Here is a 10,586-nt window from a genome sequence, read left to right as displayed (position 1 = left end):
CCGTCGAGCCGAATTCGGTCCCTTCCCAGTCACTCTCGTGGCAGCCGGTGTACATATTCTTGACAAAGCGGACCCGTCCCAGCATCTCGCCAGGAAGTCAAGGGTCATGAGGTTGCCAAGGTTCGTGCACAAGGCCGTGGTGCCGTCGGACGATTTGCCCATCACGCGCCCGGTGCTCTTCGCATTCCTCATCATCACGAATCTGCTTGGCATCGGCTTGGTGCTGCTGTTTGTCACTGTTGCCATCCCAGCGCCCAATGTCTTTGCGCCGCGCGTCGCGTGGATCTCCGAGGAGGTCGCTCCGCTCTATGTCATAGCGGCCATCGCACTGGGCTGGTTGTGGATGACCAGGCGCATTCTGGGCGAATTGCGCTGGAAGACAGGGGATCAGCCGCTGACCCCGAGGGACCAACGCAATGCCTTCCTGGCGCCGTGGCGATTGGCCCTGGTTCCGGTGGTTTTGTGGACGATCGGCAACTGTCTGTTCGCTGCGCTCTTCGGCAGCGTGAGCTATAGCTACATACCGAAATTGGTCTTTGGTATCAGCTTCAGCGGCATGATCTTGTCAGCCAGCTGCTACTTTTTCGCCGAGTTGATGCTTAGGCCCGCGGCGGCGGTGGCGCTCGAGGCCGGCCCGCCAGCGCGGCGCTTCGCTCCCGGTGTGATGGGTCGTTCCACAGTGTCTTGGTTGTTGGGCTCCGGAGGCCCGCTGATCGCAATCGTTGCGGCCGTGTGGTTTACGCTGTCACAAACGCAGATGACCGTCACCGAACAGGGCCTGATCGTGTTGCTGCTCGGAGTGGCGGCGTTCATCTTCGGGTTGGTGTCGAACCTCATCGCCGGGTGGCTAACCGCGACATCGGTCCGGGTCGTCAGTTTGGCACTGCAACGGGTGGAAGCCGGCGACTTAGATTGCCGGCTGGAGGTTTTCGACGGCTCTGAGGTTGGCGAGCTGCAGCGTGGGTTTAACGCGATGGTAGAAGGGCTGCGGCAACGGGAGCGCGTCCGCGACTTGTTCGGCCGGCATGTCGGACGCGACGTCGCCGCAGCTGCCGAGCAGCAGCAGGTTGAGCTCGGCGGCGAGGAACGCCATGTGGCAGTACTTTTCGTCGACATCATCGGTTCCACGCGCTTGGTCACGTCCAGACCGCCGTTCGAGGTTGTGGGTCTGCTCAACCGCCTCTTCACTGCGATCGTCGAGGAGGTCAACAGCCGGCAAGGCCTGATAAACAAGTTCCAGGGTGACGGAACTCTGGTTGTCTTCGGAGCTCCAGTGCGGGTTGCTTCACCCGAATCCGACGCGCTGGAAACCGCACGTGCGATCGCACAGCGGCTGGCCGCCGAGGTGCCCGAATGCCAGGTGGGCATCGGTGTTGCCGCCGGAACGGTATTGGCGGGCAATGTCGGTGCTTACGAACGGTTCGAATACACCGTGATCGGCGAGCCGGTCAACGTGGCTGCCCGGCTGTGCGAGCTTGCGAAGACTGACCCGCACCACATCCTGGCGTCGGCCGAAGCGGTGCAGGCAAGTGCTGCACACGAGAGGCTCTTTTGGGAAGTGGCCAACCAAGCGGTGCTGCGCGGCCTCGACCGACCCAGACAACTCGCCCGACCGAGGGCGGTGTCACACGAGTGGCTGGCGATGTTGTCCCAGTCGAACGGCGAGATATGCCCGAATTGAAATAGCCAGCACCTCTCACGCAACTACAGACCGCACAAGATACCGAAGTAAGGAACGCAAAATGGGGTCAGGAACCGAGCTCTGCGATAAAACCACCAACATTATTTCCGGGCTGTTGGCCTCGCTCGGCGGCGGGGTACCTGATAATGGCGATATTTTTGGGTCCAGCTCGTCGCTGTTCAAACAGATCAGCGACAAGATGGGCCTGGCCATTCCCGGTACCAACTGGATCGGTGATGCAGCTGACGCCTACATGAAGCAAAACGTCGGTCAGCAGCTGCGCACCAAGGCGCTTGGCGACATCGATCGCTTGACCGGGAATCTTGTTTCAAATCAGGCCAGGTACATCTCAGACACCCGCAAGGTCCTGTCTGCAATGCACAAGACGGTCAGCGCCGTCCGCAAGGCTTGCAAGAAGGCCGAGAAGGTACCCCTCGTTGGCAAGGCGGTGTCGCTGGCGCTCGCAGTACCAGCATGCGGGACGGCAATGTCCGTCGTTGGCGGTGCGCTGCTCTATTTGACGCTCATGACGATGCACAACACGACCAACCTTAAAGGGTTGCTCGGCCGCCTAATCGAGATCACGATGACCCTGCCGACATTTCCCGGTCTGCCCAATCTGCCGATCCCGGGCTTACCGGAAATCTCGTGGCCACCCAAATTGCCCGAGATACCCATCCCCGGTCTTCCGAATATCCCCGGCCTGCCCGAATTCACCTGGCCACCGGCCCCCGGCCGACCGGACTTCAACTTGCCGATCCCGGGCCTACCGGAATTTCAGTGGCCGTCTATCCCGGGCCTTCCCGAGTTCAACTGGCCGACTTTCCCGTCGCCCATCCCAGGATTCCCGAACCTGCCTGGCCTGCCGACCATTCCAGACTTCTTTCCCGGCCTGCCTGGCTTGGCTAGCTTGCTCCCGGGGGTCGGCAGCTTGGGCAAGTTGCCGACGTGGATCGATTTGGCCGGATTGCCGGATTTCTTGGGCGGCTTCGCTGGACTACCGAGTCTGAATTTCAGCGAGCTGCTCAGCTTTGTTCAACTGCCCGGAGTGGGTGAACTCACCGCAACCATGCAACAGCTGAGCCAAGTCTCGTCGGCAAATGGATTGCAGGGCAACATAGCCGGCATGATCAGCGGGCAAACGAACCAGGTCGTCTCGATGGCCCAGCAAGGCGGTCAACAGCGCGGCCGCCTGGTCGACGACGCCGGGAAGGACGACGAGACTGGCGCCACCGCCGGGGCGGGCGGCTTCGAGCGGGCACCGGTCGATATCGGGGGCGACAGGGGCCAGGCGGAACGGCGGGTTCTCGACTAAATGGCTTCTAACGATGGCTGGCGGCGAAACCTGCCAGCCGTCGGCACCAGCCAATCAGGTCGCAGGCCTGCTGAGTTTTTCCAGCCCGGCCTGATAGGCATAAAGGCTGTGACGCCATAGCGGATCGATCGACCCACCGCTGTCAACGCAAATTGGGTTGCCTACGTGGATGTAAGGCCATGGGGGTACGTATGGCACAAGGTCGAGGAAATTCACTACTCGAAAACAGCTTTGGATGGCATTGTTGAAGGCTTTGGTGAAGTCACCCAGCCCTGCTGTTGGCCCGGCAAAGGTAGTGGTACCTAGTTGAATCGGCTGCATATTCAGGAAAATATCGGGAGCAGCGAGTACCGCGAGGGCTGCGCCGAGACTATGCCCGATGACCAGCAACCTGTCGCATCCTTGGACCGCGGCCGAAATATTCTTGACGACACTCTCCCGGACCAGCTGGTAAACGGTCTGGAAGCCAGAGTGTACGCACCCGAATTTGGGGAGCTCAACGTATGGCTCCGGGATTGCGCCGAAATCCGTTATCACGTCGTCAAAGGTAACGGTGCCACGAAACGCCACAAAGGCAGTACGCGTAGTCGCGTTGCGGCCCATCATCCCAAATATCGAGGCGTTGAACGCAATTGCCGTTACTTCTGGATGACGCTCGGCGGTCTTTGAGCCAGCGCCGACGTCGACTTTGATTACTGCTGTCTGAACGTATCCCGGCGGCAGGGGCACCGTATTGCAGTCCGCCACCGCATAGGCCGCGAGGGCTAGGGGAAGAGTCACCTCAAGAGCAAACTTGGGATCGAAACCCGAGTCCCGTTCTGGACCAACTGCGCGGGCGGTGCCGATTACCGGACCAGCCCACGGCGCGAGGACTCCGATGCTGCCGGCCAAAGCGGCACCTGCGAGAAACTCCCGACGCGCCATTCCCCCGAACGTGTTGCCGAACAATGCTGCCGCCTTTCTGTAATCCGTTGGCAGCCATACGTTATCGATATTCTCGGTCGTCGTGATGAGTCGTTGCACGTCTGTCTCCATGCTGCAACAGCATCGATTTGCAATCAGACGCGTTCGGGAGGGAAGAGCATCCAGCGTGTTGAAAACCATTGCGATGCAATAGGTATCGGTTGTTACCGGAGCGCCCGCCGAGGCGTGTCTTTGAAGGAAATGAGCCTGTCAGCGGATCCGTGACTGAAATTTAGCCAGACTGGAGCATCAAATGTGTTCTGCTATAGCAATTCCCGCGCCCAGGCCCCCGACAGTTCGCGAAATCCGGATTGTCCTGCACGTCGCCGGGCAAGCGTGCATGCCCCCTAGTGGCTATGTCGAGAACGGATCCAACGCCGTGAGCGTCTTGTTGTGATTGCCGTGCCGCGGGATCAGACCACGCAGCGGCGCACTACCACCGGGTGGCGCTCTCCCGTGCCGGGTGGGACTGAACCGCCGCTACGGCCTGCGGCAACCCGTCATTGATGTTGATGCGCAGAACCGCTGCGGATGTTCCCGCAGCGGTTCTGTCGATAGTCCACTGTCTGGTGACCAGTACTTGTCAGGCACCCCATTTCGCGGCTTCGGCCTGGTCACGAGCCATCATGGCCATGGTGTTGGATTCGTGGGTGCTTGCCATCGAGTGGTAGGCCCGCACCAGGTCTTCCAGAGCCTGATTCCATTGCGTCTGCCAGCCCTGATACGTCATACCGGTATCACCCTGCCAGGCGTTGGACAGGGCAGCCTGTTCGCTCGCGATATCGGCACCCAAGGTTTGCAACGTGCCGGCATAGCCCGACATGTTCCCGGCATGCGCCATCATCGCCGGGTAGTTGTACATAATCTGCGCCATCACAGGTCCTTTCGCTATTTGCGCCGGGAATCTCAGAAGCCGGTGTAGCTGGATGCGGCCGCCGCATCAGCCGCGACGTAGGTGCCCGCTGCGTCGCCAAGGTTCGCTTGAGCGACGTCCAGCAAGCTATTGACCTTGGCCGCCGCCGCGACAAATCGGGCGTGAGCGCTCTGAAACGCCGCCGCGGCTTCTCCTTGGTGAAACGCCTGCGCCGACATCGCCGACTGCTCAGCCTCACCGATGGTGTGACGCATCAACCCGGCCTTATCGGCAAATGCCGACTGCGAAGCGACCAACTGCGGAATGTGTGCATCCAATAAGCTCACAGAAACTCCTTTTCCGTTGTGCAATTTCGGTTTAGCAAGTGGCTACCGTCATGCCGTTAAGCTCACCAACTCCCTGTCGATCGTCGTTCCGATCACATCCGCGTCCCAACTAGCTGGCAGCATTGGAACCCGCGGACCATCGCCAAACCCATCAGCGCCATCGAGGGTGGCTAGGCCGGCCGGCGCGCCGACAGCCTCCTTGCCGCTAGTTCCGGTAAACCCCAAGACGCCGGCACACCGATCCGAGTCCGATGTCGCTGCCGGAGTTGCCGACTGCGTTTCCGACGGATACTTCCCAGCGGCAGCGGCATCGATACCTTCGCCCTTGTTCGGCGTCATTGCCTCGTTAGTGGGCGCCGTTATCGTCTCGGCTGCCGTCCGCGGGGTGGTCGCCTCGTCGGCGTCCGCGCAATCGTGGTCCCGGCGCGACAAATAGTCGCCGCCGCCCGCCACGCCCAGCGGCACAGCGATCGGAACCGCGATCCCCGCGCCGATTCCGGCGGCCACAACCCCGCCCACGGCGAGTCCCGCCCCCACCACGCCCACCACTCCTGCTAGCGCCAAAACCACCGCAATGTTGTCCAGCAGCACTCCCAGCAGAGTAATTAGCGCTTCCCCGAGAATGTTGATCAGAAGCCCAAGAGCCTCAAACAACAACACGCCCAACGTGAACAATGCCTCGCCGAGCAGCATGGCCGTCACGTATAGCACCTCGAACACGACTACAGCCACCTCATACAACACACTGAACACCTGTGCGAGCACTGCCAGTAGTGCCGCCAACCAAGATGGGGGTAACGGCGGTATGGGCGGTATCGGTGGTATTGGTGGTATGTCGCCGGCGTCACCGAAACCGGTTTTAACCACTACCGGCGCCGGAGTGCTGTGCGGTGCCGAGGCCAGCGCCACTGTCGTCGCTGCCTCATAAACGCTCATCGTGATTGCGGCCTGGATCCACATCCGTACATACTCGGCCTCGTTCAGCGCGATTGGGATGCTATTGATTCCAAAGAAATTCGTTGCCAGCAACACCCCGTGGGCTACATGATTGGCGGCCAGCTCCGGCAGCGTCGGCATGGCCGCCAGCGCACTGACATACGCTGCCGCCGTGGCCTCGTGCGCGGCAGCCACCTGCGCGTATTCCGCGCTGGTCTTGGCTAACCACGCAACAAAAGGCACGTGCGCCCCGACGTAGCTTTCGGCGCTGGGTCCCTCCCATGCCGCGCTTTGCACCACGTCCAGCTCCGCCGTGAGAACCTCTGCCGCCGAGGCATATTGAGCGCTCAGTGCTGCCCACGAACCAGCGGCCGTCACGAGCGAACCCGGGCCAGGGCCGACAAGTGCCGCGGCGTGCACCTCTGGGGGAATGCCCATCCAGAAGGTAGCCGTCACCATCAATCTCCCGAGACGAGGTAAGACGACGCCGCAGCCGCATCCCCGGCCAGATAGCTGACACCGGATTCACCAACACCAAGCCCGGAACGACCCAGCTCCTCCACGGCTTCTGCCGCAACAGCAGCGTGCTCTGCACCCAGAGCGCTAAATCCGGCCGCGCTGGCCAGTGACACCGGATCAGCCGCTGGTGGAATCACCGCCGTGATCAGCGGCATCGCGCTGGCGTGTGCGCCCGCGAGTTGCGCGGTCAACGCTTCCACCGCCGCACTGGCGGCGGCCAAACCTTCCGGAACCACTCGTAAAGTCACGCACTGCCTCCCTCTAGATCCGAACAGATACTCCAGCTGACCCTCAGCCAACAATGTGAAATGTCCCGTACAACAGACGTATCGGTGTACCGGGGATGCTGCATGGGCGCGGTCGGGTCAATTCGATCAGTACCCGCTACAACCGAGCCAGGGCCAAATCGGCCCAATCAATCCCGCAAGGCGAGACAAGATGCCCGCGCCACCAGCCCACCCTGTGTCAGCGGTGCCAAACGTCACGCCGAATGCAATTGCTGTGACAAAGTGCAACACGATTGCCAACTGCTGCGAACTTCAACGGCGCCAGATGACCTGAAATCAGCACCTGATTCACCACTCCGGCGACGCAGGACAGGAAGGTCAGTCCCGAAACGTTGGGCTTGTCCTACAAGTGGGGGACAAGGTAGACCCCCATCCGTGGGAGGCAAAGTTCCTCCCTACACCTATACGCCATGGGGGTATAGTCGACTATGTTGCGAATTGCTAAGCAGCCTCGCAGCCAAGAGATTTCGCCTGACCGCCACGAATTCGTCGATGACCGTCCGACAGCCGGGGCAGCCTCCAAAGTGGCGTCAGGCGTTGATCTCAGCGGGGGTCTGGCGCCCGACACTGCCAGGCCCCCGCTGACCCCAACCAGTAACGCATCCGGGGAACGAAGGAATGTACAACGATGTCACCAGCGTTCAGGTGTGGCACTGCCGACAGGGCACACGCTTGAATCCAGTTCCTCACGCGCACCCGGCATCTCGAACCGTGCCGCACGGGGGGCGGACCGATGACTGCCAATGACCCCGCCGATCGCTGCCAGGCACGTTCACGCAGCCCCGGGCAACGATCCCAATACGCCGGCCCACGTCGACCCGACTGGCTCCCAAGCAAGGAGCGATAGATGTACCAGCTCACCCAAGACCGCATCGCCGACGTCCCGACGTCGCTGGAAGGGCCGTCCGCACGCACTCGAGAGCTAATTCGCGAAGGCGCCCGAATCGCGCTCAATCCCCGGCAGGAGTGGCTCGATCATCTCGACCGCGCCACAGTGGGCAAGGACGCGACGATCGCCGACGATCCCGTCCTCGCTGAGGCCGTTCGTCGCGCCAGCCGCGCCAACCTGCTGCACTGGGCGGCGGCCAATGTGCGCGAACCCGGTGCACCGGTGCCGGCTAATCTCGGACCCGAGCCGCTAGCTCTGGCGAGGGATCTGGTGCGCCGTGGCCTGGACTCGATCGCGCTGGAGCTCTATCGCGTCGGCCAGGACGTCGCCTGGCAGTATTGGATCGAAATCGCTTTCGAACTCGGCGCCGACGCAGACGAGTTGCGCGAACTGCTCGTCGTTTCATCCCGTTCCATCAGCCAATTCATCGGCGCTACGCTGGCCGGCATTGCCGCACAGGTGAAACTGGAACACCACGAATTGGCACGGGGCACTCATGCCGCGCGGCGCGAGATCGCCGAGCTGATCCTCAAGGGCGCACCCATTGGTCAAGATCGGGCCGAGGCACGATTGGGGTACTCCTTGGACCGACCCCATACCGCCGCCATCCTGTGGAGCGATGACTTCGAGGGCGACCACATCTACCTCGACCGCGCCGCCGACGCCTTTAGCCAGGCCGTTGGATCGACATCTCGAGTCACTGTGGCCGCTACCGCAGCCACCCGTTGGGTATGGGTAGCCGACGCCACCGACCTGCGCGCCGACACCATCTCGCAGGCTCTGAAGTGCGCGCCCGGTGCGCGCATCGCCATCGGGCCCACGGCGCACGGAATCGAGGGTTTCCGACGCAGCCACCTTGATGCACTAGTCACCCAACGCATGGTGACACGACTCCAATCGGGGCAGCGGGTAGCCTTCTTCAACGACATCCAGTTGGTGGATCTGATCACCCAAAACACCGACAGTGCCGACAGATTCATCAAAAGCACGCTCGGCGACTTCGAGTCAGCCAGCCCGGAACTGCGCGCAACCCTGTTGGCATACATCGACCAACAATGCAACGTCTCCCGCACCGCCAAACTTCTTTTCAGCCACCGCAATACGCTATTGCGCCGGCTCGAGTCCGCTGAACGGATGCTCCCCCGTCCGCTCTCACAGAACTACATCCGGGTAGCCGTTGCACTCGAAGCTCTACAGTGGCGCGGCAATCGCCGGGACTCGGCATGATCATCGGCTTTCCAAAGGACCGGCCCACCGCCGAAGTCATCACCGCGAAGCCGCCGACGCCGGATGGTCCGGTAATAGTGCAGATACGCGATAGCGGGTACGACGCCGAAGGTGGCGACGATCAACGTAATCGAGAAGTAGTTTGCGCTGCCCTGCGGCGTTAAGAGAATGGTCCGGTAATCGAAAGACACGAACAGCGCAATCGAGATCACGACCGCAGTTATCGGTAACACCACATCGGTGTAGGGGTTTCGTTTCGCTGCGGCCCGCTCACCGGTCCGATTGCGCGCCAAGGCGATGAGTGCGATTGGCACGACGATGAATTGGATGAATCGGGCGATCACTGCTAAACCGGTCAGGTTCACGCTGTCGAATCGAAGCGCCAACGGAAAAGCGAGCGCTAGGGCCGCAGTGATTCCGAAGGCGACCGTAGGAACTCCGAACCGGTTCTTCCTCGACAAGCGGCTCGGCAGCGTCCCGGAATCCGAAAGCGCGGTCCAGAGCCTGGGCGCCCCGAACGACGCGGCCACGTTTATACCGAACATCGACACCAGGGCTCCTATGACGACGATCGTTCGGAACGCATCGTTTCCGATGGCCGCGGCCAGTCTGACTGTGTCGTTGGAGTCGACGACTCTGTTCGACCCCAGCAGCATCGCCACGACCACCGCGAGAACATAGACAGCACCCACTACCACGATCGTCAGCGGTATGGCTCTGGGCAGGGTTCGATCCGGGTGGTCCATCTCTTCGGCGGCATTGGCGATCGATTCGAAACCAGTGAAGGCATACAAGGCGACGATCGTGGCCAGGATCAGTCCTGATGCAGCGCCGTGGCCAACCTCGAGATACCCAAACAATGCGTAGGGTCGAGGATGGTAGATACCGGCCGAACCCGACACACCGTAATTGTTGACGTGCCGGGTGACAACGATCCAAACCCCACCAACGATGAAGATCAATAGCGCGAACACCTTTGCCACTGTGGACGTTCCGTTGGCCCACTTGATTATTCGGTTGCCGAACATGTTGATGGCCAACAGCACTGCGACGAAGATGAGAAACGTCAATGTCTTCACACTGAAGATCTCCGTATCTTGTGCCCAAGCTTGATGGGGAAAGGCAGTTGTCAGCAGCGTCGAGACAAACAGCGACGCCAGCACCCCCCACGCGATGGCTGCCACGATTGCATGGGTGACACCGACGTATATGCCGATCCGCTGGCCGAACGCGGCGGTGGTGTAGGCATAGGATGCGCCATTGGTCTTGACGTATCGAGCTGCCGTGGCGAACACGATCGCCATGACACCCGCGAAGGCGCCGGCCAAGATGTAGGCAAGGGGCGCCAACGGTCCAGCGAGCTTGACCACCGCGCCGGGAGTCAGGAAGATGCCAGCGCCAAGAATCGAATTGACCCCCAGCATCGTGACGCTCCAAAAGCCGAGCTTGCTAATGGGACGCGCTCCTTTCCGCGTGTCGCCAAGTCCCGGCGGCACCCCCGGCTAAGCAATACTTTCAGCGCAAGTAAGCACCACCCGGACATCGATCACCAGCATTAAAAGCACCAAA

Annotated in this window: 9 protein-coding genes; 3 read left to right on the top strand and 6 right to left on the bottom strand. The window is 61.3% G+C overall.

Annotated elements, in window-relative coordinates; translation table 11 throughout:
- The first annotated feature begins 106 nt into the window (after positions 1-106).
- Complete coding sequence (locus AWC27_RS16505; RefSeq protein ID WP_211281651.1) at positions 107-1,681, top strand: adenylate/guanylate cyclase domain-containing protein; 1,575 nt, start codon at positions 107-109, stop codon at positions 1,679-1,681.
- Between the two features lie 61 nt (positions 1,682-1,742).
- Positions 1,743-2,996 carry an EspA/EspE family type VII secretion system effector gene (locus tag AWC27_RS16500; RefSeq protein ID WP_085671461.1) on the top strand — a complete coding sequence of 418 codons (1,254 nt, stop codon included), beginning with the start codon at positions 1,743-1,745 and terminating at the stop codon, positions 2,994-2,996.
- Between the two features lie 54 nt (positions 2,997-3,050).
- Here the strand turns inward: AWC27_RS16500 and AWC27_RS16495 are convergent, their stop codons facing one another.
- The 5 genes from AWC27_RS16495 to AWC27_RS16475 form a co-directional block, all read right to left on the bottom strand.
- Positions 3,051-4,031 (bottom strand): lipase family protein, encoded by a 981-nt coding sequence (locus tag AWC27_RS16495; RefSeq protein WP_245847193.1) that lies wholly within the window; start codon positions 4,029-4,031, stop codon positions 3,051-3,053.
- Positions 4,032-4,542: 511 nt separating this feature from the next.
- Positions 4,543-4,833, bottom strand: coding sequence for a WXG100 family type VII secretion target (locus AWC27_RS16490; protein WP_085671460.1), 291 nt, complete (start codon positions 4,831-4,833; stop codon positions 4,543-4,545).
- 32 nt (positions 4,834-4,865) lie between these two features.
- The gene (esxG, locus tag AWC27_RS16485; protein ID WP_085671459.1) at positions 4,866-5,159 is read right to left on the bottom strand and encodes a type VII secretion system protein EsxG; all 294 of its coding nucleotides are present in this window, start codon (positions 5,157-5,159) and stop codon (positions 4,866-4,868) included.
- Between the two features lie 48 nt (positions 5,160-5,207).
- Positions 5,208-6,551: a PPE family protein gene (locus tag AWC27_RS16480; protein WP_169726807.1), complete on the bottom strand. Its 1,344-nt coding sequence runs from the start codon at positions 6,549-6,551 to the stop codon at positions 5,208-5,210.
- A gap of 2 nt (positions 6,552-6,553) precedes the next feature.
- Positions 6,554-6,862, bottom strand: a complete 309-nt coding sequence (locus tag AWC27_RS16475; RefSeq protein ID WP_085671457.1) for a PE family protein — start codon at positions 6,860-6,862, stop codon at positions 6,554-6,556.
- Between the two features lie 886 nt (positions 6,863-7,748).
- Between AWC27_RS16475 and AWC27_RS16470 the strand changes: the two genes are divergently transcribed.
- On the top strand, positions 7,749-9,017 hold the full coding sequence (locus tag AWC27_RS16470; protein WP_085671456.1) for an Rv1453 family transcriptional regulator: 1,269 nt from the start codon (positions 7,749-7,751) through the stop codon (positions 9,015-9,017).
- Here the strand turns inward: AWC27_RS16470 and AWC27_RS16465 are convergent.
- Positions 8,951-10,471 carry an APC family permease gene (locus AWC27_RS16465; RefSeq protein ID WP_308207146.1) on the bottom strand — a complete coding sequence of 507 codons (1,521 nt, stop codon included), beginning with the start codon at positions 10,469-10,471 and terminating at the stop codon, positions 8,951-8,953. The two genes, AWC27_RS16470 and AWC27_RS16465, sit on opposite strands and share 67 nt — an antisense overlap.
- Positions 10,472-10,586 lie beyond the last annotated feature (115 nt).

Source organism: Mycobacterium szulgai (genome assembly GCF_002116635.1).
In the GTDB taxonomy this organism is placed as follows: domain Bacteria; phylum Actinomycetota; class Actinomycetes; order Mycobacteriales; family Mycobacteriaceae; genus Mycobacterium; species Mycobacterium szulgai.
The sequence above is the reverse complement of the archived record's forward strand: the minus strand, read 5'-3'. Positions and strand labels throughout refer to the sequence as shown.

Excerpts from the sequence above, each read along its gene's own strand:
- AWC27_RS16495 (WP_245847193.1), bottom strand. The coding sequence starts at position 4,031 with ATGGAGACAGACGTGCAACGACTCATCACGACGACCGAGAATATCGAT.
- AWC27_RS16490 (WP_085671460.1), bottom strand. The coding sequence starts at position 4,833 with ATGGCGCAGATTATGTACAACTACCCGGCGATGATGGCGCATGCCGGG.
- AWC27_RS16505 (WP_211281651.1), top strand. The coding sequence starts at position 107 with ATGAGGTTGCCAAGGTTCGTGCACAAGGCCGTGGTGCCGTCGGACGAT.
- AWC27_RS16500 (WP_085671461.1), top strand. The coding sequence starts at position 1,743 with ATGGGGTCAGGAACCGAGCTCTGCGATAAAACCACCAACATTATTTCC.
- AWC27_RS16470 (WP_085671456.1), top strand. The coding sequence starts at position 7,749 with ATGTACCAGCTCACCCAAGACCGCATCGCCGACGTCCCGACGTCGCTG.